The 25,795-nt window shown below is 69.1% G+C and carries 18 protein-coding genes and 1 pseudogene; 11 read left to right on the top strand and 8 right to left on the bottom strand.

All coding sequences use genetic code 11. From position 1 onward, the window contains the following. Window positions 1-140 precede the first annotated feature (140 nt). Window positions 141-1,052: a pseudouridine-5'-phosphate glycosidase gene (locus tag LZ199_RS30365; RefSeq protein WP_253997250.1), complete on the top strand. Its 912-nt coding sequence runs from the start codon at window positions 141-143 to the stop codon at window positions 1,050-1,052. A 65-nt stretch (window positions 1,053-1,117) separates the two neighbouring features. Here LZ199_RS30365 and LZ199_RS30370 read toward each other — a convergent pair whose 3' ends face one another. Then, window positions 1,118-1,603: a GAF domain-containing protein gene (locus tag LZ199_RS30370; RefSeq protein ID WP_253997251.1), complete on the bottom strand. Its 486-nt coding sequence runs from the start codon at window positions 1,601-1,603 to the stop codon at window positions 1,118-1,120. A 105-nt stretch (window positions 1,604-1,708) separates the two neighbouring features. On the opposite strand from LZ199_RS30370, the gene LZ199_RS30375 reads away from it, so the two are divergent. Then, the gene (locus LZ199_RS30375) at window positions 1,709-2,452 is read left to right on the top strand and encodes an SIR2 family NAD-dependent protein deacylase (protein WP_253997252.1); all 744 of its coding nucleotides are present in this window, start codon (window positions 1,709-1,711) and stop codon (window positions 2,450-2,452) included. A gap of 45 nt (window positions 2,453-2,497) precedes the next feature. On the opposite strand, the gene LZ199_RS30380 is transcribed toward LZ199_RS30375, so the two are convergent. Beyond that, window positions 2,498-4,201, bottom strand: coding sequence for a serine/threonine protein kinase (locus LZ199_RS30380; protein ID WP_256569528.1), 1,704 nt, complete (start codon window positions 4,199-4,201; stop codon window positions 2,498-2,500). A 123-nt stretch (window positions 4,202-4,324) separates the two neighbouring features. Here LZ199_RS30380 and abc-f point away from each other — a divergent pair, with 123 nt between their 5' ends. Beyond that, on the top strand, window positions 4,325-6,289 hold the full coding sequence (gene abc-f, locus LZ199_RS30385) for a ribosomal protection-like ABC-F family protein (RefSeq protein WP_253997253.1): 1,965 nt from the start codon (window positions 4,325-4,327) through the stop codon (window positions 6,287-6,289). A 76-nt stretch (window positions 6,290-6,365) separates the two neighbouring features. Here the strand turns inward: abc-f and LZ199_RS30390 are convergent, their stop codons facing one another. Beyond that, a complete protein-coding gene (locus LZ199_RS30390) occupies window positions 6,366-7,046 on the bottom strand; it encodes a zf-TFIIB domain-containing protein (RefSeq protein WP_253997254.1) in 681 nt (226 codons plus the stop codon). A 27-nt stretch (window positions 7,047-7,073) separates the two neighbouring features. Continuing rightward, complete coding sequence (locus tag LZ199_RS30395) at window positions 7,074-9,317, bottom strand: ATP-binding protein (RefSeq protein ID WP_253997255.1); 2,244 nt, start codon at window positions 9,315-9,317, stop codon at window positions 7,074-7,076. 107 nt (window positions 9,318-9,424) lie between these two features. Between LZ199_RS30395 and LZ199_RS30400 the strand changes: the two genes are divergently transcribed. Then, window positions 9,425-11,851: a lytic transglycosylase domain-containing protein gene (locus LZ199_RS30400; protein WP_253997256.1), complete on the top strand. Its 2,427-nt coding sequence runs from the start codon at window positions 9,425-9,427 to the stop codon at window positions 11,849-11,851. A gap of 68 nt (window positions 11,852-11,919) precedes the next feature. Here the strand turns inward: LZ199_RS30400 and LZ199_RS30405 are convergent, their stop codons facing one another. The 3 genes and pseudogenes from LZ199_RS30405 to LZ199_RS30415 all read right to left on the bottom strand — a co-directional run bounded on the left by LZ199_RS30405 (window position 11,920) and on the right by LZ199_RS30415 (window position 13,982). Next, the gene (locus LZ199_RS30405) at window positions 11,920-12,126 is read right to left on the bottom strand and encodes a cold-shock protein (protein ID WP_253997331.1); all 207 of its coding nucleotides are present in this window, start codon (window positions 12,124-12,126) and stop codon (window positions 11,920-11,922) included. 279 nt (window positions 12,127-12,405) lie between these two features. Then, a pseudogene (locus LZ199_RS30410) lies at window positions 12,406-13,521 on the bottom strand (Ig-like domain-containing protein); the annotation flags it as partial. A 257-nt stretch (window positions 13,522-13,778) separates the two neighbouring features. Then, window positions 13,779-13,982, bottom strand: coding sequence for a cold-shock protein (locus tag LZ199_RS30415; protein ID WP_253997257.1), 204 nt, complete (start codon window positions 13,980-13,982; stop codon window positions 13,779-13,781). 269 nt (window positions 13,983-14,251) lie between these two features. Between LZ199_RS30415 and LZ199_RS30420 the strand changes: the two genes are divergently transcribed. Genes LZ199_RS30420 through LZ199_RS30435 form a run of 4 tightly spaced genes read left to right on the top strand, consistent with a single transcriptional unit; the run spans window position 14,252 to window position 17,492 of the window. Continuing rightward, a complete protein-coding gene (locus LZ199_RS30420; RefSeq protein WP_253997258.1) occupies window positions 14,252-14,731 on the top strand; it encodes a VOC family protein in 480 nt (159 codons plus the stop codon). A 55-nt stretch (window positions 14,732-14,786) separates the two neighbouring features. Next, a complete protein-coding gene (locus tag LZ199_RS30425) occupies window positions 14,787-15,437 on the top strand; it encodes a response regulator transcription factor (protein WP_253997259.1) in 651 nt (216 codons plus the stop codon). A 9-nt stretch (window positions 15,438-15,446) separates the two neighbouring features. Then, window positions 15,447-15,812 carry a response regulator transcription factor gene (locus LZ199_RS30430; RefSeq protein ID WP_253997260.1) on the top strand — a complete coding sequence of 122 codons (366 nt, stop codon included), beginning with the start codon at window positions 15,447-15,449 and terminating at the stop codon, window positions 15,810-15,812. Window positions 15,813-15,869: 57 nt separating this feature from the next. Further along, window positions 15,870-17,492, top strand: coding sequence for a PAS domain-containing sensor histidine kinase (locus LZ199_RS30435; RefSeq protein ID WP_253997261.1), 1,623 nt, complete (start codon window positions 15,870-15,872; stop codon window positions 17,490-17,492). Here LZ199_RS30435 and LZ199_RS30440 read toward each other — a convergent pair. Continuing rightward, window positions 17,482-18,336, bottom strand: a complete 855-nt coding sequence (locus LZ199_RS30440; RefSeq protein WP_253997262.1) for an alpha/beta fold hydrolase — start codon at window positions 18,334-18,336, stop codon at window positions 17,482-17,484. The two genes, LZ199_RS30435 and LZ199_RS30440, sit on opposite strands and share 11 nt — an antisense overlap. A gap of 158 nt (window positions 18,337-18,494) precedes the next feature. Between LZ199_RS30440 and mltG the strand changes: the two genes are divergently transcribed. The 3 genes from mltG (at window position 18,495) to LZ199_RS30455 (ending at window position 25,786) form a co-directional block, all read left to right on the top strand. Beyond that, the gene (mltG, locus tag LZ199_RS30445; RefSeq protein ID WP_253997263.1) at window positions 18,495-19,511 is read left to right on the top strand and encodes an endolytic transglycosylase MltG; all 1,017 of its coding nucleotides are present in this window, start codon (window positions 18,495-18,497) and stop codon (window positions 19,509-19,511) included. A 199-nt stretch (window positions 19,512-19,710) separates the two neighbouring features. Further along, on the top strand, window positions 19,711-22,626 hold the full coding sequence (locus LZ199_RS30450) for a CBM96 family carbohydrate-binding protein (RefSeq protein WP_253997264.1): 2,916 nt from the start codon (window positions 19,711-19,713) through the stop codon (window positions 22,624-22,626). A gap of 172 nt (window positions 22,627-22,798) precedes the next feature. Then, the gene (locus tag LZ199_RS30455; protein ID WP_253997265.1) at window positions 22,799-25,786 is read left to right on the top strand and encodes a CBM96 family carbohydrate-binding protein; all 2,988 of its coding nucleotides are present in this window, start codon (window positions 22,799-22,801) and stop codon (window positions 25,784-25,786) included. Window positions 25,787-25,795: the final 9 nt, after the last annotated feature.

Raw genomic sequence — 25,795 nt, forward strand, 5'->3', positions numbered from 1 at the left:
CGGGGCGGCGCAGCGGGGACACTGGCGGCGGTATTGGACACGGCGCGCGAGGGAATAAGGCCCGGCGACTCTTCGTGCAAGCCGACGTTTCCCCGCCGCTCGGCTTGTCCCCATGCCGCGCCGTGGCTTAAACGCGCGCCATGGACCTACGCTTTTCGGACGAGGTGCGTCGTGCCCTCGACTCGCGGCAGCCCGTCGTCGCCCTGGAGACGAGTGTGGTGGCCCAGGGGCTTCCCTACCCGGACAACCTCGCCGCCGCTCGCGCCTGCGAGGAGGCCATCCGCCGCGCCGGCGCCGTGCCCGCCGCCACCGCCGTGGTGGACGGTGTCGTCTGCATCGGCCTGGAGGACTCGGAGCTGCGCCGGCTCGCGGAGGGCAAGGAGCCCCTGCTGAAGCTCGGCTCTCGCGACCTGGCCATCGCCGTGGCCACCCGTGCCTCCGGCGGCACCACCGTCAGCGCCACGTGTGAGCTGGCCGCCGCGGCCGGCATCCGCGTCTTCTCCACGGGCGGCATCGGCGGCGTGCACCGAGGAGCGTCGGAGCACTGGGACATCTCCCAGGATATCGCCGCGCTGGCCCGCTTCCCCGTGGCCGTCGTGTGCGCGGGCGCGAAGTCCGTGCTCGACCTTCCCAAGACGATGGAACTCCTGGAGACCGCGGGCGTTCCCGTCATCGGCGTGGGCACGCGCGAGCTGCCGTCCTTCCACAGCCGTGACTCCGGCATCACCCTGGAGCACAGCGTCAACGACGTGGCCACCGCCGCCCGCATCGCCCGCGCCCGCTTCGAGACGCTGGGGCAGGGCGGCGTGCTCTACACCGTGCCGCCGCCGGAGGAGACCGCGCTGCCTCGCCATGAGGTGGAGCTGCAGATTGCCTCCGCCCTCGCCGAAGCGGAGCGACAGGGCATCAAGGGCAAGGACGTCACGCCCTTCCTGCTGCGTGAACTCGGCCAGCGCACGGGCGGCAAGACGCTCAAGGCGAACCTCGCGCTCCTCGTGAACAACGCCCGCTTCGCCGGACAGCTCGCCGTGGCCTACGCGCGCGGCGACTGACGAAAGTCATCCCTGGGACGCGGGCGGCTCGTGCCTCCCGCGCCCTTGGGGCTTTCGACACCGCGTTACTGTTGAAACCAGCGCATCATCGACTCGAGCTGCTGACGGTCCAGCTCGTCGAAGGCGCTCTTGCTCGCGGAGTCGATGTCCAGCACCGCGATGAGTTCGCGGTTCTTCCCGTACACCGGCACCACGATTTCAGACGCGGAGCGCGCGTCACAGGCGATGTGCCCGGGGAAGGCATGCACGTCCGCCACGACCTGCGTCTCACCCTTCGCGGCGGCGGTGCCGCAGACGCCCTGGCCGAACTTGATCTCCAGGCACCCCAGCGTGCCCTGGTAGGGGCCCACTCGGAGCAGCTTCCCCGGAGTCACCACCCGGTAGAAGCCCGTCCACAGGTGGCCGAAGGCGTGGTGGATGAGGCAGCTCATCGTCGCCATGCCGGCGATGGGGTCGTCCATGCCGGCGAGCGCCGCCTGCACGTGCTGCTGGAGTTCCTCGTAGGCCTGCGCCTTGGGGGCCGCGCGCAGGTCCAGGGTGATTTCAGCCATGATGGGGTCCTCGAGTCAGGTCTCCGCACCCACCCGTCAGGGCCCGGCGCGGTCATCGTCGTCCCACGCTTCATATCCTGAATCCCACGCCGCACAGGAGGCACCGTGGAAACGCTCCTTCTCGATTCGAATACCTGGCTGCTCGTCCTCACCGGCGCGGGAGTCTCCGCCGAGAGCGGAGTGCCGACCTTCCGAGGAATGAACGGGCTCTGGGAGGACCAGCCCGTGGAACAGGTGGCCTCGCCCGAGGGCTTCGCGAAGGATCCGCTGCGGGTGTGGCGCTTCTACTCCCAGCGGCGGGCAGGGGCCGCTGGCGTCTCGCCCAACCCCGGCCATGACGCGCTGGTGGCCTGGGAACGGCACCTGGGCGACCGCTTCCTCCTGGCCACGCAGAACGTGGACGGCCTGCACTCGCGCGCGGGCAGCCAGCGCGTGGTGGAGATGCACGGCAACCTCTTCAAGACGCGTTGTAGCAACGACGAGTGCAAGCGCGCGCCCTTCGAGGACACCACCGTGTACGCGGAGGGCACCGTGCCCGGGTGCAAGGACTGCGGCAGCCTGCTGCGCCCGCACATCGTCTGGTTCGGCGAGTACCTGGACCCCACGGACCTGGAGCGCATCCAGGACTTCTCGCTGCGCGCGGCCAGCTCCGGCGGGCGCTTCGTCTTCCTGGCGGCGGGGACCTCGGGCGCCGTCTACCCGGCGGCCGGCATGGTCGACCAGGTGCGCGGCGCGGGCGGGGAGACGTGGCTCGTCAACCTGGACCCTGCGGAGAACTCGCGGCGCTTCCAGCACTCCGTGCAGGGCAAGAGCGGTGAAGTGCTCCCGAAGCTGGGGCGACTCGTCTGAGGGCGGGGAAGGGCGGCTCCCGAGTGGATGGGAGCCGCCGAGCGCCTACTCGAAGACGCTGATGTCCTGGCCGGAGTTGGTGGGCCGGGGCGGCTTGGGCTTGGGCGGCCCCGCGACGCGGATGGGCTCCAGCGTCACGTCCACCGTCTGGCTGTCTCCAGCGACGCGGCTGAAGTTGAGCGAGCGCTCCTCGGACTTGTGGTTCGCGAGCCGGAAGCTGAGCTGGTGGGACTTGTCTCGCGGGAGCATCAGCTCAATCGGCGTGGTGCCGATCTGCTCGTCGCCCTCGTAGATGGCGGCCCCGGACGGCGTCGAGTTGAACTTCACCCGAAGCGCCTGAGGCGCGGCTTCGGTCGGATTCGAGGGCACAGTCGTCCCCGCCGGATTCGCCGGCCTGTCCCGAGGGACCTCGACGACCTGGGTGGCAGGCTGCTTGGAACCGCCCTGGCCTCCTCCTCCCAACACCACCGCCGCGCCGATGCCGAGCAGCACCAGCGGCACCGCGACGAACGCGATCTTCTTGCCGGTGGACATGCCCTCCGGCTCGGGAGGGGGAGGCGGAGGAGTGGGCGCGGCCCGGCCAGGAGGCGGACGGACGCGGCTGGGGGACGAGCCACTTCCTCCCGGTGCTCCCGCCTGACTGCGCGCGATGACGACGTTGGACGGCGTGGAACCTCGGCCCGGGGACGGGCTGGCGCGCGAGGAGCGCACGCCACTGCCGCTGCCTGCTCCCGGACGTCCCGCGCGACTGCCCGCGCGACTGCCGCTGCCACGGTCGCTGACGCCGGAGCTGGAGCCTCCGCTGGGCATCGCGTCGAACTGCTCGGCGCTGACGTCCGCGACCGACTCTATCATCGCGTCGATGAGCTCCTGCGCGGTCTGGTACCGGTCCTCCTTCTCGGGGGACAGCGCCTTGCGGAAGAAGGCGTCCAGCTCGGCGGGGACGGGGGCGCCCTGGCGCTTGGAGTTGACGGCCGGCACCTGCTGCGTGAGCGACGCGGTGAGCGCCTTGCGCACGGTGTTCGCGCCAAACGGCGAGCTGCCCGTGAGGCAGAAGTAGAGCACGCCCGCCATGGAGTACAGGTCGGAGCGCTGGTCCACCGCCTCGCCGCCGGCCTGCTCCGGAGGCATGTACTGCGGCGTGCCGAGCACCTGGCCCGTGGAGGTGAGCTGCTCCTCCTCCTCGGCCTCGAGCGCCTTGACGAGGCCGAAGTCCAGCACCTTGACGAAGTCCCGGCCGCCCAGGTCCTGCACCATGATGTTGTGCGGCTTGAGGTCTCGGTGGACGCAGCCCTCCTGGTGCGCGTGCGCGAGCCCTTGCGTGGCCTGCTCGATGAGGCTGGTGGCGCGGCGCAGGGACATGGGCCCCTCGCGCTTCACGACCTCCTTGAGGCTTTCGCCCTGGAGCAGCTCCATCACGTAGTAGCAGGTGCCGTCGGGCGCGCGGCCGAAGTCGAAGATGGTGATGACGTTCGGGTGGCGCAGGCGGCTGGCGATCTCCGCCTCGCGGCGGAAGCGCTCGAAGAACTGGGGCGCGGCGGCGAGCGACGGGTTGAGCGTCTTCACCGCGACGGGGCGCTGCACCGAGGTCTGCGTGGCGCGGAACACCATGCCCATGCCGCCCTGGCCGAGCACGCTCTCAATCTTGTAGCGGCCATCGAGCACCTGGCCGATGAGCTGGAGGCTCTGGCCTGAGCAGAGGTGGTCGACGCCGTCGGTGCTTCCGCAATGGGGACAGGGGGCAGCCATGTGGGGCCGGAGTATAGGCAGGCCCCGGCCGGGTCCGGAAAGGGGACGTTGGCCCCCAAGGTCTCCAGGCAGGCATCTGAGCCATTTCCCGAGGGCCCCAGGGCTGTTACATCCCCGCCCGCCATGAGCCTCGTCATCGCCCAGGACCTCAGCCTCTCCTATGGAAAGAAGGTCCTCTTCGACAGCGACAGCTTCACCCTCGGCCCCAAGGACCGTGTAGGCCTCGTCGGGGCCAACGGGACGGGGAAGAGCACCCTGATGAAGATCCTGGCCGGCGTCGCCCAGCCGGACTCGGGGACCTTGACCTACCGGCGGCGGGCCCGATGGGGGTACCTGCCCCAGGAGATCGCCGGGCTGCCGGAGGGCACGGTGGTGGAGGCGGTGATGAGCACCGTCCCGGGGCGCGACACCCTGGAGTCCCGGCTCAAGGAGACCGAGGAGGCCCTGGCGGCGGCCACCGACGAGGAAGACCTGCTCGAGTTGGCCCAGTCCCTGGCGGACCTGCACGCGGAGCTGGACGACTTCGAGAACCGCTTCGGCCGGCACCACGCCGAGCGCATCCTCAAGGGCCTGGGCTTCAAGGACAACGACCTGGCGAAGCCCACCTCGGCCCTCTCGGGCGGCTGGCGGATGCGCGCGGCCCTGGCGGGTCTGCTGCTCCAGGACCCTGACTTGTTGCTCCTCGACGAGCCCACCAACCACCTGGACGTGCCCACGCTGGCATGGTTCGACGGCTTCCTGCGGCGCTCCAACAAGGCCCTGGTGCTCATCTCGCACGACAGGGACTTCCTCAACCGGCAGATCAACCGCGTGGTGTCGCTGGAGCTGGAGGGCGTGCGCGAGTACGCCGGCAACTACGACGACTACAAGCGGCTGCGCGCCGAGGAGAAGGTGCTGCTCCAGGCCCGGGCGGAGAAGGTGGAGAACCGGCGCGCGGAGCTGCAGGGCTTCATCGACCGCTTCGGCGCGAAGGCCACCAAGGCGAAGCAGGCGCAGAGCCGCGCGAAGATGTTGGAGAAGCTGGAGAAGGTGCAGGTCCTGGAGGAGCGCTCCACGATGAAGTTCCGCTTCCCGGAAGTGGAGCGGAGCGGGCGCGACGTGGTGTCGCTGGAGCGCATCACCAAGCGCTACGGCGCGCAGACGGTGTACGACGGACTCACGGGCCGGGTGGAGCGCGGCCAGCGCATCGCCGTGGTGGGCGCCAACGGCGCGGGCAAGACGACGCTCCTGCGAATGGTGGCGGGGGAGCTGGTGCCGGACTCCGGCACGGTGACCATCGGCCACAACGTGGTGGTGGGCTATTACGCGCAGCACCACGCGGACAAGCTGGACCGGCAGAACACCATCATCGAAGAGGTGCGCCCGCTCGCGGCGGACAAGCCGGAGAGCTACGTGCGCGGCGTGCTCGGCGCCTTCCTCTTCAGCGGCGACGACGTGGAGAAGCCCATTGGCGTGCTCAGCGGTGGTGAGCGCGCCCGCGTGGCATTGGCCAAGCTGCTGCTGGTGCCCTCCAACTTCCTGCTGATGGACGAGCCCACCAACCACCTGGACCTGGACTCGGCGGAGATGTTGATTGAAGCGCTGAAGCTGTATGGCGGCACGCTGCTGTTCGTCAGCCACAGCCGCAGCTTCATCAACGGGCTGTGCACCCAGGTGTGGGAGGTGGCGGACGGGAAGCTGACGCCGCACCCGGGCAACCTGGACGACTACCTGTACCACCAGGAGCAGCAGCGACTGAAGGCGGAGGCCGCGGCGGGTGGCGTGGCCCGGGCCGACAATGCGTCCTCCGTTGCGTTGACGGAGAAGGACCGCAAGCGGCAGGAGGCCGAGGCGCGCCAGCGGCGCAGCGTGGTGGAGGGTCCGCTCAAGAAGGAGATCTCCAAGCTGGAGGAGCAGATCGCCAAGGTGGAGACCGCGCAGAAGGAGCGCGAGGCGCAGCTCGCCGACCCGGTCCTCTACAACGACTTCGCTCGGGCCAAGCCGCTGATGGAGGCGCACCGCGAGGGCAAGGACACGCTGGAAGACCTCTATGCCCGGTGGGAAGCCGCGCAGGAGAAGCTGGCTCAGGCGACCGCGACGTTGAACTGAGTTGGACGCCAGGTCCCTGCTCGCATGACCGCGCGAGCCGTGGGCTTCGCGTGGCCTCGGCGTGCTTCAGCTCAGCTCACTGTCCGAACACGCGCTTGAACAGCCACATCAGCGCGGAGCCGGTGGCGTCGCCCGTGTATTGCGCCGTCATCGCCCCGGTGTAGCCAGAGGCATGCGGGGTATCCAGCTCGGAGGAGGGGGCCGCCTTCGTCAGCTCCTCCGTGAAGGGCGCGGAGCCCTCGGGCGCGCAGCTTCCGCAGTACAGCGCCTCTTCATAGACGAAGCCGTAGCGGGGCTTCACCTCGCGCTTGCACTCCGTGCAGGACGTCGTGCGCCCCATCTTGAGCTTGGGGCGCACGTCCAGGGGCTCGTTGCGGTGCTGCTCCGCCGCCTGCTGGAGCTGCTGCAGCTCACCCGGGTCCAAAGCCACGCCCGCGCAGTCCGAGCACACCTCCACCGTGACACCCAGCACCTGCACCACGGGCAGCGGGGCCTGGCCGCACCGGGGACAGCTGGGCGCGGCGGTTCCGCAGCTCGGACACTCCGGGACGTACTGGAGCTTCGCCTGACAGCCCTTGCACATGCCCGCGTGTCCCTTCGCGCGGCGCATCAACGCATCGGAGATTGAACCGCCCATCACCTTCGCCAGCGCCTCGCCCTCGAACCAGACGGAGCCGCAGTGGCCACACTCCTCGCGGGGCAATCCTCCCAGGAAGGTGGGCCGCATCGTCTTGTGGCAGAAGGGGCAGGCGCTCATGGGCAGACAGCCTAGCGCCAATCCCACTCAGCTTGCTCGTCGCCGCCGCTCGCGCTTGGGCTTGGGCTCGGGGGCCGACGGGGCAGGGGGCTCGCGCAGCTCCTCCGGCACGGGGAACGACTGGGAGATGCGCGTCGCGGGCGGCGGTGTGCCCGTGCCCTCCGCGAGGAGCCCCTCCGCGGGCTTCTCCGCCGGCAGCGCCGGCAGGCGGATGATGAACGTGGTGCCCTCGCTCGCCTTGCTCTGCACGGAGATGCTGCCGCCATGGTTCTTCACGATGCGCTGACAGATGGCGAGGCCCAGCCCCGTGCCCTTCTGCTTCGTCGTGAAGAAGGGCACGAAGATGTGCGGCTGCTGGTCCGTAGGGATGCCCGGCCCGTTGTCGGAGACTCGCACCTCCAGCACCTCGCCCCCCGCGTTGCGGAACTCACCGAAGCGCTCCGGCTTCTCCGTGCGCACGGTGATTCGGCCCTCGCGCGTGTCCAGCGCCTGCACCGCGTTCTGCACCAGGTTGATGAGCACCTGCTTGAGCTGCTCGGCGTCTCCATCCGCGCGGGGCAGCAGCAGGTCCAGCTCCACCGCGAGCTGGACGTTGGCGGGCACGTCGTTCTGGATGAGGCGCATGGTCCGCGTCACCACCTCGTTCAGGTCCGTGGGCCCGAAGCTCTGCTTCATCGGCCGCGCGTAGTCGAGGAACGCCGTCACCACGCCGTTGAGGCGGTTGACCTCCTCGACGATGACCTCCAGGAACTCGCCGTCCTCGCCCGGCAGCCGCCTGGGGTCCAGGCACTGCGCCGCGCCCTTGATGGCTCCTAGCGGGTTGCGAATCTCGTGCGCGAGGCCCGCCGCCATCTCACCCAGCGCCGCCAGTCGGTCTCTCTCTCGAATCTTCTCGTAGAGCTTCGAGTTCTCCAGCACCGTCGCCAGCTTCTCCGCCACCTCCAGGATGAGGGCGATTTCGTCGGACGCGTATGCCTCCGGCACCCGCTCGTCCCAGAGGTTCAGGAAGCCGATGACCCGGTCATTGCCCACCATCGGCACCGTGATTCCGGCCTTCATCTGCACCAGCGCGGCGCGCGTGTCGTTCAGCCGCTTCAGCTCGTCGCGGTAGCGCCGTCCCTCCACGGACTGCAGCCGCATCGTCGCGCCGCGCCGCTCCACGTTCTCCAGCAGCACCGCCTTCTGTCCGCTGGCCACCGCGAACAACAGGCCGCGCGCCGCCGCCGTGTCCAGGAACGACGCCGGCAACGGCCCCCGCGAGTCCAGCAGCCGATACCCCGGCCGGTCCTCCGCGAGCAGGTACACCGACGCGTGCGTCACCCGGCCCGTCTCGTGGAGCGTGTCCAACACCAGCCGCGCCAGCTCCGAGATGTCGATGACGTTCGCCATCCTCGCGCGCAGCATCCCCAACGCGTCGAGCAGCGCGAAGCGCTCGCGGAAGAAGATGCGCACCACCATCTCCTCCACCTTCGCGCGCAGCGGGTCCAACAGGATGAGGATGACGAAGGCCGCCACCACCGTGTTGAAGACGAACAGCCCCGTGTCCTCGTCCACCCACGCCGTCAGCACCGTGAAGACGGCGGCGAGGATGACCGCGAGCACCGTCTGCGAGGCAATCTTCCCCAGCAGCTCGTGCAGGTCCATCAGCCGCAGCCGCAAGAGCGTCTGCGCGAGGAAGAACAGGTACAGCGTGGTGAAGACGGGCCCGAGCGTCGGCAGCGGGATGACGGTGCCCAGGAAGTCGAGCGCCGAGAAGAGGATGCCCGCGCCCGCGCCGATGGCCAGGTACATCAGCCTCAGCTGCTCGATGCGGGACTCGTTCGTCCTGACCCGGTGGAGCAGCAACGACACCGAAGCGAGCAGGGAGCCGAGCACCCAGACGCCCATGGCCACGCGAGCCCACACCTTGTCGGCCAGGGGGGTGACGGCCACGGCCAGGCCCAGGAAGACCGACAGGAGGGCGAGCCGGCGGCCGACCTGGTGTGTTCCCTTGCTGACATCCAAGAACTCGAGGAAGAAGCCCACGGCCGCGCCCGGTACGAGGGAGGCGACGAGCACGGTGATGCCCAGGGTGATGCGCGCTGCCCAGGGGTAGGTCGCCGCGGGAAAGAGGCTGTGGAAGAAGAACGAGAGGTAGTACCCGGCCACCGTCAGGGCGAAGACGGAGTACAGGGTGAGGACCTTCGGCCGGGCCGGGCGCAACAACATGGACACGCCCAGCGCCAGGCCGATGATGGATGCCAGCAGAGCGCTCTGAGTCCGGATGTCCATGGGCTTGCGGACAGTCTAACCTGTGTCCATCTCCGGAAATTTTCCATGCACTCCCGGTTGTCATGGGGCGAGCCCGCGCCCACCTCCCAGGGTCCCCAGCCCCGCGTATGAAGCCCTTCCTGCCCAAGCTCGCCGTCGTCGCCTCCGCGCTCCTGTTGTCCGCGCAGGCTCCCGCACCCCAGGTCCCCACGCCCACCGCGACGGAGGCCCCCGCCGTGACGGAGACGCCCGCCGTGACGGAGGCGCCCTCGTCCCATACGGAGAACGCCCCTTCCGAGGCCCAGCTCTCGCCGCGTCCTGACGCGGAGAAGACGCAGCAGCCCGAGGGGTTCGTGGAGGTCCTCAATCCGGCCTTCCCCAACGCCGCGCCGCCCGCGCCCGTCGTCCACCGGGGCCGTCGCTACGCGCTGGAGGACCTGGCGCCGTACTTCGGCGAGGGCAAGAAGAAGGAGGCCCGGGCGGCCTTCGACAAGGGCCACTACAGCCGGGCCCGCGAGCTCTTGAAGGACGAGGGCGACAGCCCGCCGGTGCGCTACCTGCGCGCGCTGGCCGCGGTGCGCTCCGGGGATGACGAGACGGCCGCGAAGGAGCTGGCCGCGCTGGCGCCGGACTACCCCGCGCTGCAAGACAGGTGTCTGACGCACGCGGGCGTGGCCCTGGAGGGGCTGCGCCGCTTCGATGAGGCCGCGGTGCTGCTGGCGCAGGTGTCGCCGGAGTCGCGGCTGTACGTGGACGCGCGGCTGGCGCTGTCGCGCGTGCTGCGCAAGAAGAAGGACGCCGCTGGCGCCATGGCCGCGCTGGAGCCGCTCACGTCACGCGCCGCGCCCAGCTGGGGACGCAACGTGGGCGCCGAGGCGCTGATGGCCATCGCGGACATCGCCGCCGAGAAGAAGGACAAGGCCGCCGAGCGCGCCGCGCTGTGGCGCCTGTGGGGCGCGCATCCGCTGTCCGCGCTGGCGACGCAGGCGGAGAAGCGCCTCAAGGGACAGACAGCGCCCCTGGAGGCGAAGGTCGCTCGCGGCGAGGCGCTGGTGGAGCTGCACCGCAACAAGCAGGGCCTGACGCAGCTGGAGCCGATGCTGGCGCAGCTGAAGCTGCCGGAGCCGCTCGCGTGCCGCGCGCACTTCGCCTACGGCAAGGGCCTGCGCAAGGAGCGCGAGCACACGCGCGCCATCCAGATTCTCTCGCAGGTGGCGGAGAAGTGTGAGGACCGCGACCTGCTCGCGCGGGCGCTGTACGTGCTGGGCTCGTCGCGCTCGATTGTCGACTCGGCGCGCGGGACGGACACGTACGAGCGGCTGGCGCGCGAGTTCCCGGACCACAGCTTCGCGGACGACGCGCTGTTCTACGCGGCGGACCTGTACGTGAAGACGGGCCGCCCCAAGGAGGCGATGGCCCGGCTGGACGAGCTGTCGAAGCTGTACCCGCAGGGCGACTTCCTGGGCGAGGCGCTCTTCAAGGCGTACTGGATTGCTCGCACGAGCAAGGCGGAGGACGCGGGCCTGTCCTTCCTGGACCGAATCGAACAGCGCTTCGCGCAGGCGGACGAGAGCTACGATGTGGAGCGCGCGCGGTACTGGCGGGCGCGGACGTTCCAGGAACAGGGCAACATCCAGGGCGCGGCGGAGCTGTTCGAGAAGGTCGCCGTGGAGCACCCCGCGACGTACTACGGGCTGATGGCGCGCTCGCAGTTGACGACGGTGGACCCGGCGCGGCTGGAGCGCATCTCCCCGGACATCTTCGCGGTGCCCGAAGCCGCCAGCCCGTGGCCGCTGTTCGCGGGGCCGGTGGGCGACGACCCGCATTTCCGCGCGGGCATCGAGCTCTTGCGGCTCGGCTTCCCGGAGGCGGTGTCGTCGGAGCTGCTCGCGGTGAACCGGACGAACCAGCCCGCGGAGGCCGTGCGCCTGCTGGTGCTGGTGCTGCACGAGGCCGGTGACGAGCGCGCGGCCCACGCCGTGGCCCGGCTGGTGCTGCGCAAGGACTTGAGTGGCCGCATCACCCGCGAGACGCGCGTGGTGTGGGAAGTGGCCTATCCCAACGCGTTCCGAGACCTCATCGAGAAGCACACGGCCGTGTCGGGCGTGGAGGCGGACCTGCTCCAGGCGCTGATGCGCGAGGAGAGCGCGTTGGACCCGAAGGCGCTGTCCTGGGCCGGAGCGCTGGGCCTCACCCAGCTCATGCCCTCCACCGCGAAGGGCGTGGCCCGGGAGCTGAAGCTCAAGCGCTTCACGGTGGACCAGCTGCTCCAGCCGGACCTCAACATCCGCTTCGGGGCGCACTACCTGGGTGGGCTCTTGAAGAAGTTCGGCGGACACACACCGTACGCGGTGGGCAGCTACAACGCGGGCCCGGGCGCGGTGAATCGCTGGCGCGCGGACAAGCCGGACCTGCCGCTGGACGCGTGGGTGGAGGAGATCCCCATCTCCGAGACGCGCGGCTACATCAAGCGCGTGCTGCGCTCGTACAACACCTACCAGCTGCTCTATGGCCGGGCGCCCAAGCTGCCCGTCATCAAGAGCGCCGCGCGTTAGGGGACGGAGCAGCCGAGGGCAGGACTGTTTCTCCCGCCCGCGGCGCTGCCTCGTTCGTTGCGGGCTGCCTAGGAGAGCGGCCGGATGTTCTGCGCGTTCAGCCCCTTGGGCCCCTTCGTGACTTCGAATTCGACCCGCTGGTTCTCCGCGAGCGACCTGAAGCCGTCCGCGTTGATGGCGGAGTGATGGGCGAAGACATCCTCGCCTCCGTCATCCGGAGTGATGAAGCCAAAGCCCTTTGCGTCGTTGAACCACTTCACGATTCCCGTCTTCATGCTGCTGTCCTTGTGACCACGCCTGGGGACATCCAGGTCGGTGGTAGTGAAGCTAGGAACGGTGGAGGTAAAGCCATCCTGGCCTGGAGCGGAGCGTTCCCTGGACCGCATGCCCTGCTGGGGGCGGAGCAGGGTGGCCTTCGAACAAGCGAGATGCGGTGAGCGTCGTGCAAGCAAGCACAGCGCCACGAGCATCATGAGCAGCGGCGTCACGGAGCCCGGAGCGGCGCCGCAGTGGAAAGCTCCAATCTGGAGCCCGGGGGCGCTGACCGGCATGTCTGCTTTCTCGACCTGGATGCTCACGGTGCCTGTTGAAGTCAGCCCCGTGACGTCGGTGACGGTGAAGGTGAATGACACCTCACCCTCGAAGTCTGGCTCCGCCTGGTAGGTCAGTGCGGGCGCCTCGCCGGACAGCTCGCCCGAGCGGGGGCGGGTGCTCACCGCGTAGGCCAGTGCGTCCAGGTTCGCGTCCCGGGCGTCGAGTACGAAGGAGCGGCGCTCGCCCGCCTTCATCTTGAGCCGCGTGTCGCGTGCGATGGGCGCATGCTTCACGGGCAGGATGTTCAACGTCACCGTCGCGCAGGTGGTGTGCTCGCCATCGCTCACCGCGAACGTGAAGGAGTCCTCGCGTGAGGCGCCTGCTCGCGGCTGGTACTCGACGTGGGGCCCTTGAAGGTTGAGTGTTCCTTGCGAGGGGCCCTCGAGCAGCTCGAAGGTGAGGGTGTCTTCCTCCACGTCCCTGCCTTCCAGCTCCAGTTTGAGCACTGCCCCCTCGGACACGTCGGCCTCGCGAGACATGGCCACGGGGGCATCGTTGACCGGCCTCACCGTGAGGAGCACCGCGGCGGAGTTCGACTCTGTCTCCCCATCACTCACGCGAAAGGTGAAGTGGTCCTCACCGTGAAAGTCGGGGTGGGGCGTGTAGACGAGAAAGGGGGCCGTGCCCGAGAGCCGGCCATGGCGAGGCAGCTCCACCAGGGAGTACTTCAGCGTGCCGGCCTCCGCGCTCGTGCTCTCCAGCTGAAGCTCGCACGAGCCGTCCTCCTCGAGCACTTCGATGCGATCAATCGCCATGAGCTCGTTCAGTTCCAGGGCGAGCCCGCACGTCGCGTAGACGTAGCCCTCCTCTCCGTGGAGATCCTGCACGCTGAAGTCATGTCCCGTGTCTTCCTGGAGGGAGAGCGACCTGTCGAAGTCCATGCTCGAGTCCGCCCAGGCGGGACTCACACCCATGAGGCCAAGAGTCAGGGCGAGCCAGGCGAGGCCTCGTGTATCCATTCGAGGAAACGACATGATGACCTCTTGGAGAGGGGAGTCCGGTCCGGTGGGCCGCCAGGGACGCGCGGCTCCGCAGCGGACTGGGACAGAAGACTCCGTGAGGCGTTGTCGCCGCATCACGGAGTCATCACGGCTTCCTCATCCCTGGCGCATTCGCACTCGCGTTCGCAGCACCAGCACGAGGAAGGAGGCCCACCAGGAGCGGCGCCGAGTCGCCCGGTGAAGTCGAACAGCCTCCCTTCGGGCGCTCCTCGGGAGGGTGGGTTCCTCAGAATCCTCATGCCCTGCTCTTGGTGCGGAGCACGACGGCCTCCGAGGGCCGAGGGTGGGGTTTCCCTCGGCCGCGGAACTGCTCCTGCGAAGGGCGACACCGCCTAGATGTGCCTGACGTTCGCCTCCATCTTGCCCTTCCGCTCCGTCTTCACCTCGAACTCGACCTTGTCGTTCTCACGGAGCGTTCCGTTCGTGGGCGGGTCGAGGCCGGAGACGTGCACGAACACATCCGAGCCTCCTTCATCCGGCGTGATGAAGCCGAACCCCTTGGTCTCGTTGTAGAACTTCACGGTTCCAGTCTGCATGCCGTTGGCCTCCTGTGCCTCGCCTGGGGTATCCAGGTCGGTGGTAGTGAATGAATGGAGATGGGCGCGGAGGGGTGCACAGTGCGCCACCCATCCTCGGAGTGGGGCGGAGCGGGCTCGCATGTCCTGCGGGGGGCGGTTCAGGCCGGCCTCCAGAAAACAGGTGTCACATCAAATCGGTGTCACATCGCCTGGTGCATTTCTTCCAATCCCCGGGCACGCACCATGGGCAGACTGCGGGTATCCACGCTTGAACCAGGAGGTTCGTGATGAAGCCAGACCCCACGGCAGCCAAGAAGCAGGACGTGTCCCCTCAGCCTCGGCTGGGCATTCAGTTGGTGATGAAGAACGCGACCGCCGCGCTCACGTTCTATTCGCAGGTCTTCGGCGCGGAGGAGCGGATGCGGCTGGTGGAGCCCTCCGGACGCCTGGGCCATGCCGAGCTGCTCCTGGGCGGAGTGGTGCTGTCCATCGCGGACGAGTATCCCGAGTACGGAATCGTCGGTCCTCAGAGCCGGGGAGGGGCGACCAGCCTGCTCAACCTCTCGGTCGACGACGTGGACGGGATGGCCCAACGCGCCATCGCCGCCGGGGCCGTGCTGGAGCGTCCCATCACCGACGAGTTCTACGGAGACCGCGTGGCCCACATCCAGGACCCGTTCGGCCACCGCTGGTCGCTCTCCAAGCGCATCGAGGAGGTGTCTCCGGAGGAGATGCAGCGGCGCTTCCTGAAGATGGTGGGAGGCTGAGCCCTATACTCACGTATGATTGCGGCTCCGTTCGCCGCCATGACAAGTTCCTCCCATGGGCGAGGACGCCGTCATCCACATCATCGACGACGACACCTCCCTGCGGACGGCGTTGCAGTCGCTGTTCCGCTCGGTCGGGATGAAGGCCCAGGCCCATGACGCGGTCCGCGCGTTCCTGGACGCGAAGCGGGAAGATGCTCCCGGATGTCTGCTGCTCGATGTCCGGCTGCCGGGGATGAGCGGCCTCGTGTTCCAGGACCAGCTCGAGTCGTTGGGCATCGACCTGCCGGTCATCATGATGACCGGCCACGGGGACATCCCCATGTCGGTGCGGGCGATGAAGGCGGGAGCCGTGGACTTCCTGCCCAAGCCCTTCCGCGAGCAGGACCTGCTGGATGCCGTGGCGTTGGCGGTGGAGCGTCACCGCCGGCAGCGCGCCCAGCGCGAGGACCTGGCGGACGTGAGGAGGTGCTTCGCGAGCCTGACTCCGCGTGAGCAACAGGTGATGACGCTGGTGACGGCCGGACTGCTCAACAAGCAGGTGGCCGGCGAGCTGAACCTGCGGGAAATCACCGTCAAGATCCACCGGGGCTCCGCGATGCGGAAGATGAAGGCGGACTCGCTGGCGGACCTGGTGCGCATGGCCGAGGCGCTGAAGCTGCCCAGGACGCCGCCTCCCCCCGCACCTCAGGCGCGGAAGCCCTAGGCCCGAGCCATGTCGCCCGACTCCCTCATCTCCGTCGTCGACGACGACGCATCGGTGCGCACCGCGGTGGTCAGCCTGCTGCGCTCCTGTGGCTGGAAGGCGCTGGCGTTCGACAGCGCGGAGGCCTTCCTGGAGTCAGGTGAGCTGGCGCGCACGCACCTCATCATCACCGACATCCAGATGCAGGGAATGAGCGGCATCGACCTCAAGCGGGAGCTCGACGCGCGAGGCTCCTCGGTGCCCGTCATCATCATCACCGCGAAGACGGACGCATCGGTGATGGAGCGCGCGAAGGCCTGCAATCCGGCCTGTCTCCTGCGCAAACCGTTTGACAGTGAGGACTTCATCGCCTGCGTCGAACGCGCGCTTGCGTGAGCCGCGCCTCGAAGGTCTGCTGCGGAGCTCTCCCTGGACCCAGGTCGGAGCGCGCGGATGCCCGAAGCGAACAAGTCGCAGGCCACCGAGGCGTGGAGGGGCTCGCCAGGGCTCCTCGAGGAACTGCTCGAGGGCGTCTCCGAGAGCGTCATCGTCCGTGACGTGAGCGGCAAGGTCCTCCTGTGGAACAAGGCCTCCGAGGCGCTCTATGGCTACTCGCGCGAGGCCATGGTGGGCAGGGACCTCCACGAGCACCTGGGCAGCCACCATCCGACGATGCGGGCGAGCCTGGAGCGGCACCTGCTGGAGCAGGGACACTGGGAAGGGGAGTTGAAGCGGACCACGGCTTCTGGCGAGATCCGGCGCATCGAGGTCCGCTGGAAGGTGCAGCCCGCTCCGGACGGGAAGCCCGTCTCGATTGTCGAATATGGCCGCGATATCACCCGCCTGAGCGACATCGAGCTGGAGTCCCGGCTCCAGGCGCACCGCTACCGCAACCTGTTCCAGGCCATGGCGGCGTCGTTCTGGGAGCTCGACTTCTCGGTCGTGCGCGGGATGCTGGCGGAGCTGGCGCAGCAGGGCGTCGAGGACTTCCGTGGCTACTTCGAGTCCCATCCCGAGTTCATCGACGCCGCCATCGACGTGACTCGGGTGGTCGACGTCAATGACAAGACGGTCTCCCTGTTCGGCGCGAAGAGTCGCGAGGAGTTGGTGGGCGGCACGGTGGCCGCGTTCTGGCCCCGGGAGAGTCGCGTTGTCTACGCGGAGAGCCTGCTGGCCGCGGTGCGGCGCCTGCCGGGACTGTCGCGGGAGACGCGCCTGAGCACGCTCGACGGGAAGCTCTTCGAGGCGCTGTTCACCGTCTGCTGGCCGCCCGGGCACCATGGCCGTGGCCCGGTCCTCGTGGGCGTCATCGACTTCTCGGCCCGGGTGGCGGCCGAGCGGGAGGTGCGGGCCCTGCAGAGCGAGTTCGCGCACGCGTCACGCCTGTCGGTGCTGGGCGAGCTGACGGCGTCCATTGCCCACGAGGTGAACCAGCCGTTGGCGGCAATCGCAACCAATGGAGCGGCGGGCCTGCGCTGGTTGTCGCGGCCCGTGCCGGACCTGGACGAGGTGCGCGCCATCCACGCGAACATGGTGAGTGACGCGAAGCGCGCCGCCGACATCATCGCCCGCATTCGCTCAATGGCCTCGAACAGGGGCTCGGAGGCGCGCCGGTTGTCGCCCAACCAGGTCGTCGAGGAGGCTGTCCAGTTCCTCCGCCATGAGCTGTCGGCGCATGACGTGGACCTGCGCTTCGAGCTGGGCGAGGGCCTGCCGGACATCGAAGCGGACCGCGTGCAGCTCCAGCAGATCATCGTCAACCTGGCGCTCAATGCCATGCAGGAGATGACGCGCGCGGGGTGCCCTGGGCCCACGATTCACCTGCGCACGTTCGCGAGGGAAGGGGAGCTGCGCTTCGAACTCGAGGACTCGGGGCCGGGCATCCCCGTGGAGCACCACGAGCGACTCTTCCAGAGCTTCTTCACCACCAAGGCGAACGGGCTGGGGATGGGATTGGCCATCTGCCGCAACATCGTGGAGGCCCATGGCGGACGCATCTGGGCGGAGAACGCAGCGTCCGGCGGGGCGCGCTTCTGCTTCGCGCTGCCCCTGGAGACGCCCGCGGCTAGCCCTTGATGAAGAGCAGCAGGTCCTCGTTGATGACGTCCTTGTGCGTCGAGCACATGCCGTGGGGGAAGCCCTTGTAGACCTTCAGCTGCGCGCCCTTCACGAGCGTGGCCGTGAGCTTCCCTCCGCCTTCGAAGGGGACGATCTGGTCGTCATCGCCGTGCATCACCAGCGTGGGCACGTCGAACTTCGCCAGGTCCGCTCGGAAGTCCGTCTCCGAGAAGGCCTTGATGGTGTCGTACTCGGACTTCAGGGAGCCCAGCAGGCCCTGGAGGCGGAAGCTCTCCCTCAAGCCTTCGGAGACCTTCGCGCCCGGCCGGTTGAAGCCGTAGAACGCCATGCTCAGGTCCTTGTAGTAGGTCGAGCGGTCGGAGCGCACGCCGGCACGGATGTCGTCGAAGACCTTCATCGGCAGCCCGTTCGGGTGCCAGTCCGTCTTGAGCATGATGGGAGGCACGGCGCTGATGAGCACGGCCTTGGCGACGCGCGAAGTCCCGTGGCGGCCGATGTACCGGGCCACCTCGCCGCCGCCCGTGGAGTGGCCGACGTGCACGGCCTTGCGCAGGTCGAGCGCGGCGGTCAGCTCCGCGAGGTCATCCGCGAAGTGGTCCATGTCGTGGCCTTCCCAGGGCTGTGACGAGCGCCCGTTGCCACGACGGTCATGCGCGATGGTGCGCAGGCCCCGCTCGGACAGGAACATCATCTGGTCTTCCCAGGCGTCGGCCGAGAGGGGCCAGCCGTGGGAGAAGACGATGGGCTGTCCGTCCTTGGGACCCCAATCCTTGAAGTAGATCTGGGTTCCGTCGCGAGTCGTGAGGTAGCTGCCCTGGAGCTTGCTGGCTTGAGTGGCCATACGGGGTCGTCCTCGGGTCAAGGGTGGGATTCACTGGCTGCGAATATGTGCCTTGTGGCCCCGTGTCGCCCGGCTGGCGGCCGGGCCAGCGCTCGGGAGATGACATCCGGTGACTCGAATGGATGCACGGCCAGGCGACGGTGCTACCCTGCGCCGCGATGAAGAAACTCCTCGTGGGTCTGGCAGTCGTCTTCGTGCTGTTGGCGGTCGCGGGTGCGGGCGCGTTCTGGTGGGTGGAGCAGGCGGCGCATCAAGCCGTCGCGGCCCCCGGCGCGGCTTCCGTTGAGTTCACCGTCCCCAAGGGCACCTCCGGAAGAGGCCTGGGCGCGTTGCTCGCCAACCAGGGCCTCATCCAGGATGCGCGAATCTGGCGCTGGCACCTCTTTCGTCGCGGCGCGTTCTCGCCCAAGGCGGGACGGCACCCGGTGAGCCCGTCCATGACGGTGGCGGAGCTGGCCACGGCGCTGGAGGGCAACCCGCTCCCCGACGACATCCCGTTCCTGGTGGTGGAGGGCTGGCGCCTGCGGGACACCGACGCGGCGCTCACGGCGGCGGGCTTCATCACCGCAGGCGCGTACATCACCGCGGCCAGCAATCCCAGTCGCTTCACCGCGCCGTTCCCCCTGCCCACCACCACGCTGGAGGGCTACCTGTATCCGGAGTCCTACGGCGTGATTCCGGGGAAGTTCGACGTCGAGGACTTCATCCAGCGCCAGTTGAATGCCTTCGCGGAGCGCTTCTACACGCCCAACCGGGAGGTCATCGCCAAGAGCGGGCGGACGCTCCACGAGGTGGTGGTGATGGCCTCCATGCTGGAGCGCGAGGAGCCCGTGCCGGCCCAGCGCCCGCTGGTGGCGGGCATCCTCTGGAAGCGCGTGGACAAGGGCTTCCCTCTCGGCGTGGACGCGACGTCGCGGTATGTGCTGGCGCAGTGGAATGACCGCAAGGCCTTCCTCCAGCGCCTGCGAGACCCCGAGGACCCGTACAACACGCGTCACCGCAAGGGCCTGCCTCCGGGCCCCATCGGCGCGCCCACGGTGGAGTCGCTCCAGGCCGCCATGGCGCCGACGCAGAGCGAGTTCTGGTACTACCTGCACGACGCGCAGAAGACGCTGCGCCCCTCGCGCAACGCCGAGGAGCACGAAGCGCTGCGCAAGAAGTACAACGTGTACTGACGAACGCTCCCAGTGCTCGCTCCCTCGCCCCCTGTGCGGCAGGGGGAGCGCGCCGACCGGGATGGCGTGACTGTTGCTCATCCATCGCACCCTCTGGTCACAAGGGAGCGGTGGCGTGAGGCGGACGACGGTCGGGGCAGGGTGGTGGGGCTGGGGTGTGGCGCTCGCGCTCCTGAGTGGGTGCGGGGCTTCCCAGGGTGTGCAATCCAGTTCCACCCCGGAGGTGGTCGCCACTCCGGAGGCGCGGAACGAGAACCTCACCACGCGCACGGTGACCTTCGCGGCGGCGGCGGACACGCACGTCGTGGCCACCTCTCCGACGACGAGCTTCGGCTCCTCGGAGACGCTGGTGCTTGGCCGCTCGCCCGACGCGGAGGCGTACCTCAAGTTCCTCATCCAGCCCTTCGAGGGGACGATGACGGCCGCGCGGCTGCGTCTGTACGTGCTGGAGGGCACGGCGGACGGGCCCACCGTCTATGACCCGCCGGGAGTCCGGACCTGGAGCGAGCAGACGACGTGGGACACGCGTCCTCAGTGGGGTGGGTACTGGGCGCTCGTCAGCGCGGGCCCCGTCGCCAGCGGGACGTGGATGGAGCTGGACGTCAGTGACTTGAACGTCTCCCGGAGCAGCTATCTCGACATCTTCATGGGGGGGGACAGCACGGATGGGGTGACGCTCGCGTCCAGCGAGCATCCGGACCCCGCGCTGCGTCCCCAGCTGGTCCTCACCGTCGAGTCCGCGAAGGACCATCCGCCACCGCGCCCCGAGCCCATCCCCGTTTCGGGGACGCCCGTGGCCTTCGCGCCGAGCGCCGACACGTTCGTCTCCGCCGATGCGCCGGCGTCCTCGGCCGGTGGCGTGTCGGAGTCGCTTCGCATTGGAAGCACGCCCGAGAAGGAGGCCCATCTGCGCTTCTCCGTGCAGGGGCTGACGGAGACGGTGCAGCGCGCGGTGCTGCGCCTGCGAGTGACGGAGGACGGCACGGAGGGCGGGCCCTCGGTCTTCGCGACGCAAGGCGCCTGGAGCGAGTCGAGCGTCACCTGGAACACCCGCCCGTCGAAGGTGGGCGGCACGTTGGACCGTGTGCCGTTCCTCGCGTCGTCAGGCTTCGCGGACTACGACGTGACGGACCGGGTGCGAGGCAATGGAGACGTCACCTTCGGCCTGTATGCCAATTCCAGCGATGAGGTGTCATTCCACTCGCGCGAGGTGTCCTCGCTCGAACCCCAGTTGCTCGTCTGGACGGGCACGCCCCGGACGCCTCCGACGGATGAGTGCCTGACGCGCCAGGAGCTCCTCGCCACGACGGTCCTCGCGTCGCAGGACACCTTCGTCACGCCGGAGAGTCCCACGCTGTTGCATCACCGGGAGGCGTCGCTGCGTGTGGATGCTTCACCACGCGCGGAGAGCTACCTGGAGTTCGACGTCCAGCTCGGGACGGCGCCGGTCCGCCGCGTGTTGCTGCGCCTGTATGCGCTGGATGCCTCGGGGAACGGGCCCCGGCTGTTCAAGGCCGAGCCGTTCGATGAGGCGACGACGGACTGGTACAGCAAGCCGGCCATCATGGGCGGCGTGGTGGGGGACCTGGGGGCGCTGAAGAAGGACCAGTGGGTGGAACTGGACGTGACGGACGTGGTGACGACGTCGGGGCGCCACGCCTTCGCGTTGCTCGAAGGCTCCGAGGATGGGATGCGCTTCGCTTCGTCGGAGATGGAGGAGCGAGGGCTGCTCTCCGTGGCGCCGCGACTCGTCGTCATCACCGACAGCGAGCCGTTCTGTTCCTACCAGGGCACGCCGCCGTCGGGGACGACGGCCTGGGTGACGCAGTCGAGTGACGCGGCGGCGGAGCTCTCGACGCACACGGCGCCCGCGCCCGACGGCGGCTTCGCCGTCCTCAGCAGGGTGGAGCCGCCTCAGGCCAGTCCTCCGTCGGCCGAGCGGACGGATGTCGTCACCCTCCACCGCGCGGACGGGAGCGTCGCGTGGAGCCGCTCGTTCTCCCAGCCTCAGGTGTACTTCGAGCGGGTGGTGGTGACGAAGCAGGGCAACGTCCTGGTGGCGGGGGGCTACATGGGCGCTCCGGACCTGGGCACGGGCGCGCTGCCACGGGGGCGGGGCATGTTCGTGATGAAGCTCACGCCGACGGGCGCGGTGGACTGGACGCGCGGCTTCAAGGCGTGGTTCCAGAATGCGAACGAGACCCTCGACAACCCGATGCAGGTGTTCGACCTGGCGACGGACGCGCATGGCAGCGTGCTCGTGGTGGGGACCTTCTGGGGCTACACGGACTTCGGCGCGGGGCCTGTCTATTCCGGCAAGCCCTTCCCATATGACGACACGTATCCGAACTCCTTCGTCCTGAAGCTCCAGTGGGATGGCGCCTATCAGTGGGCGCGCACGCTGACGTCGGACCTGCTCCGGGGCGCACAGGCGACGAGCGTCGCCGTGGACGCGGAGGAGAACGTCACCGTCGGCGGCTGGGCGGGAAAGGGCACGGACTTCGGAAGTGGTGCCATCACCCAGAGCGGCGCCTTCGTGACGCGCTGGGATGCGAGCGGGGCACCGCGCTGGTCCCGAGTCATCCCGGTCTACTTCAGCGTGTTGTCCACGCTGGCGTTGCTGCCCGACGGTGGCGTCGTCTTCACGGGGGACTTCGGAGGCCGCTTCACCTTCGCCGGGCAGGAGTACGCCAGCCGCGGGCCGGATGAGTACGACGGAGGGCTTCGCGACACGATGCTGGGGCGCTTGAGCGCGACGGGTGCCGAGGTGACGCTGCGGCAGCTTCGGGACGTGTCCTTCGCTGACCTGGTGGTGGACGCCTCGGGGAACATCGTGACGTCGCAGCTCGGAGGCGGAAGCCGCCTGGGGCTCGGGGACGTCGGCCCGACGGAGGAGGGTGCGGCGCTGCGCCCGACGGTGGCGGGCTTCGGCGTCGACCTGGAGACGCGCTGGGTCCGCGTGTTCGACCCGCTCCAGTCGCAGCTCCTCCTGTCCCCCGTGGGTGATGGCCTCGTGGTGACCGCGGATCTCAAGACGCCCTTCGAGCTGGAGGGCCACTGGTACACGCCCCGCGAGCGTCGCTCGGACCTGCTGCACTTCAAGCTCCGTCCGTGAGCGGGGCGGGCTCGTGTGGTGACCGCTCGAATACTGTCCGAGCGGTCACCACGCGACACACCGACACTCTCACGGGTTGGCGCACCTGTTGCTCACGCATCGTCCTGGCTGGACCTGAAGGAGAGATGACGTGAGACACGTGACAGGCGGAGTGGTGGGTTGGAGTCTGGGTATGGCGCTCGCACTCCTGAGTGGGTGCGGGTGTGCCCAGGATGAAGTGTCTGCTTCCACGCGGGAGGAGGCCCCGGAGGGCCAGCGGCGTGACGAGCTGGTGACGCAGACCGTCACCCTCATCGCGGCGGCGGACACGCACGTGGTGGCGACATCACCGACGACGAGCTTCGGCTCGTCACCGACGATGGAGGTGGACCGGTCGCCGGAGTCGGAGGCGTACCTGCGCTTCCTCATCACTCCGTTCGAAGGACGGCTGACCACGGCGCGGCTGCGGGTGTACGCGCTGGATGGTTCCTCGGATGGGCCCACCGCGCATGACCCCCGGATTGAAGGACGCAACTGGAACGAGCTGACGACGTGGAACACACGTCCGACCCAGGCCAACAACATCCTCGCCAGCGCCGGAGCCGTGACGAGTGGCACCTGGATTGAGCTGGATATCTCCGACCTGGCCATCTCCCAGAATGCCTATACCGACGTCCACCTGCGGCCGGACAGCACGGACGGGGTGACGATTGCGTCGAGCGAGCATCCCAACGCCGCGCTGCGCCCGCAGCTCGTCCTCACCGTCGAGTCCGCCGAGGACCATCCTCCGCACCGCCCCGCGCCGCTCCCGGTGTCGGGTCCGCCCACGCTCTTCAACGCGAGCGCTGACACGTATGTCTCCGAGGCCGCGCCGGGCTCCTCCGCCGGAGGCACGGCGCAGAAGCTTTGGGTGGACAATGGCCAGAAGCGAGAGGCGTACCTGCGCTTCTCGGTGCAAGGCCTGACGGAGACGGTGCAGCGCGCGGTGCTGCGCTTAAATGTCTCCGACGAAGGCACGGCGGGCGGCCCCTCCGTGTATGCGATTCAAGGGGCCTGGAGTGAGTCGAGCGTCACCTGGAACACGCGCCCGCAGCGGGTGGGCGGCGTGCTGTCCTACGTGCCGTTCCTCTCGCCCCTCGGCACCGTGGAATACGACGTGACGGACCTGGTGCGCGGCAATGGTGACGTCTCGTTCGGGTTGTATGGAAACTCGAGCACCCCGGTGACGTTCGTCTCCAGGGAGGCCTCCACCTCCGGCCTCAGGCCCCAGCTCCTCGTCTGGACGGGGGCGTCCAGGGGCGCGCCGGGGGATGCCTGCCTGACGCGTCGGGAGATTGTCTCGACGACCGTCTACCCGCTGCACGACACCTATATCGACCAGTACCGTCCTGACTCGACGTTCCACCGCGAGGCGTCGCTGAAGGTGGACACGCAGCCGGGGTTCTACAGCTACCTCGACTTCGACATGCAGTTGCCGGCCGGACAGGTGGTCCGCCGCGTGTTGCTCCAGTTGTACGCGCTGGAGGCCTCTGACCGTGCGCCCCGGCTCTTGAAGTCCCATCCGTTCGACCCCACGCAGACCACCTGGTCTCATCCGCCGCCCTACGTGAATGAGGTCATCGCAGACGCGTGGGCGGTGAAGAAGGACGAGTGGGTGGAGTACGACGTGACGGCCGCCGTCACCACCTCGGGCCGGCACGCCTTCCACCTGTATCCCTACTCGAACGACGGGCTGAGCTTCGCGTCGGTGGACGCGGCGCGAGAGGGCATCCTGGACGCCGCGCCCCGGCTGGTCATCGTCACGGAGAGCGCGCCGTTCTGCTCGTACCGGGGCACGCAGCCCGCGGGGACGACGGCGTGGGTGAAGCAGTCGACCAGCGCCGCCACGGAGCGCTCCCGTCACACGGCCCCCGCGCCGGACGGTGGCTTCGCCGTGCTCAGCGCGGTGGAGCAGACGCAGGATGGGCCTTACTGGGGGGAGCAGACCGACGTCGTCGCGCTCCACCGCGCGGACGGGAGCGTCGCGTGGACGCGTGAGTTCCCCCAAACGCAGGTGGAGTTCAGGCGCGTGGCGGTCACCAGCCTGGGCAACGTGCTCGTCGCGGGCGAGTACGCTGGAGCGCCGGACCTGGGCAAGGGCGCCCTGCCGCAGGGGCGGGGCATGTTCCTGATGAAGCTCACGCCCGCCGGCGCGGTGGACTGGACGCGGGGCTACCGCTCCTGGAGCCAGGGGCCGGATGGGCCCGAGGACAACCTCATCCCCGTGTACGACCTGGCGACGGACGCCCATGGCAGCGCCGTGGTGACGGGCGGGTTCTGGGGGTATGCCGACTTCGGAGCCGGGCCTGTCTACTCCGGCAAGCCGCGTCCCTATGACGACGAGGGCCCCAACTCCTTCGTCCTGAAGGTCCAGTGGGATGGGGCCTACCAGTGGGCTCGGGTGCTGGCCGGCCAGGCGCTGCGTGGCACCGAGGCGCTGAGTGTGGCCGTGGACGCGCAGGAGAACGTCACCGTCGGCGGCTGGGCGGCCCCGGGCACCGACTTCGGCGCGGGCGCCATCACCGACCGGGGCCCCTTCGTGGCCCGATGGAGCCCGAGTGGCGCGCCGCTCTGGTCGTGGCTCCTGCCCGCGCCCTACGGCCACTATGCGGACGTGTACGACGTGGGGGTCCTTCCGGACGGGGGCGTGGCCTTCTCGGGGTCCTTCGACGGACGGTTCACCTTCGCGGGCACGTCCTACGCGAGCCTGGAGCCGGACGACTCCTATGACGGACAGCGGGATGCGATGTTGGGCCGGCTGAGCGCCACGGGCACGGAGGTGGCGCTGCGGCAGTTCCAGGACGACCTGGGGCGCAGCCTGAGCCTGGGCTCGCTCGTCGTGGACGCCTCGGGCAACATCACCACGGCCCAGTCCGGGTGGGGGCGCCTGTTGGGGCTCGGCCCCGTCGGCCTGCCCGAGGACGTGGCTCCCGACCGACCCACGGTGGCGAGCTTCGCGCCCAGCCTGGCGACGCGGTGGGTGAGGGTGCTGGACCCGCTCCAGTCGCGCCTCCTCCTGGCTCCCGTGGGGGATGGGGTCGTGGTGACGGGGGACCTGGCCGCGCCCTTCGAGGTGGAGGGGACCTGGTACACGCCCCGCTTGCGCCGCTCGGACCTGCTCCACCTCAAGCTCCGGCCCTAGGAGGCGGGT

It is taken from the genome of Myxococcus qinghaiensis (genome assembly GCF_024198215.1).
GTDB lineage: Bacteria > Myxococcota > Myxococcia > Myxococcales > Myxococcaceae > Myxococcus > Myxococcus qinghaiensis.

What these genes read in the sequence shown, in the direction of transcription:
- LZ199_RS30365 (WP_253997250.1), top strand. Translation starts at nt 141, where the DNA reads ATGGACCTACGCTTTTCGGACGAGGTGCGTCGTGCCCTCGACTCGCGG.
- LZ199_RS30390 (WP_253997254.1), bottom strand. Translation starts at nt 7,046, where the DNA reads ATGAGCGCCTGCCCCTTCTGCCACAAGACGATGCGGCCCACCTTCCTG.
- LZ199_RS30455 (WP_253997265.1), top strand. Translation starts at nt 22,799, where the DNA reads ATGGCGCTCGCACTCCTGAGTGGGTGCGGGTGTGCCCAGGATGAAGTG.
- LZ199_RS30435 (WP_253997261.1), top strand. Translation starts at nt 15,870, where the DNA reads ATGCCCGAAGCGAACAAGTCGCAGGCCACCGAGGCGTGGAGGGGCTCG.
- mltG (WP_253997263.1), top strand. Translation starts at nt 18,495, where the DNA reads ATGAAGAAACTCCTCGTGGGTCTGGCAGTCGTCTTCGTGCTGTTGGCG.
- LZ199_RS30420 (WP_253997258.1), top strand. Translation starts at nt 14,252, where the DNA reads ATGAAGCCAGACCCCACGGCAGCCAAGAAGCAGGACGTGTCCCCTCAG.
- LZ199_RS30400 (WP_253997256.1), top strand. Translation starts at nt 9,425, where the DNA reads ATGAAGCCCTTCCTGCCCAAGCTCGCCGTCGTCGCCTCCGCGCTCCTG.
- LZ199_RS30395 (WP_253997255.1), bottom strand. Translation starts at nt 9,317, where the DNA reads ATGGACATCCGGACTCAGAGCGCTCTGCTGGCATCCATCATCGGCCTG.
- LZ199_RS30370 (WP_253997251.1), bottom strand. Translation starts at nt 1,603, where the DNA reads ATGGCTGAAATCACCCTGGACCTGCGCGCGGCCCCCAAGGCGCAGGCC.
- LZ199_RS30440 (WP_253997262.1), bottom strand. Translation starts at nt 18,336, where the DNA reads ATGGCCACTCAAGCCAGCAAGCTCCAGGGCAGCTACCTCACGACTCGC.
- LZ199_RS30405 (WP_253997331.1), bottom strand. Translation starts at nt 12,126, where the DNA reads ATGAAGACGGGAATCGTGAAGTGGTTCAACGACGCAAAGGGCTTTGGC.
- abc-f (WP_253997253.1), top strand. Translation starts at nt 4,325, where the DNA reads ATGAGCCTCGTCATCGCCCAGGACCTCAGCCTCTCCTATGGAAAGAAG.
- LZ199_RS30415 (WP_253997257.1), bottom strand. Translation starts at nt 13,982, where the DNA reads ATGCAGACTGGAACCGTGAAGTTCTACAACGAGACCAAGGGGTTCGGC.
- LZ199_RS30425 (WP_253997259.1), top strand. Translation starts at nt 14,787, where the DNA reads ATGGGCGAGGACGCCGTCATCCACATCATCGACGACGACACCTCCCTG.
- LZ199_RS30380 (WP_256569528.1), bottom strand. Translation starts at nt 4,201, where the DNA reads ATGGCTGCCCCCTGTCCCCATTGCGGAAGCACCGACGGCGTCGACCAC.
- LZ199_RS30430 (WP_253997260.1), top strand. Translation starts at nt 15,447, where the DNA reads ATGTCGCCCGACTCCCTCATCTCCGTCGTCGACGACGACGCATCGGTG.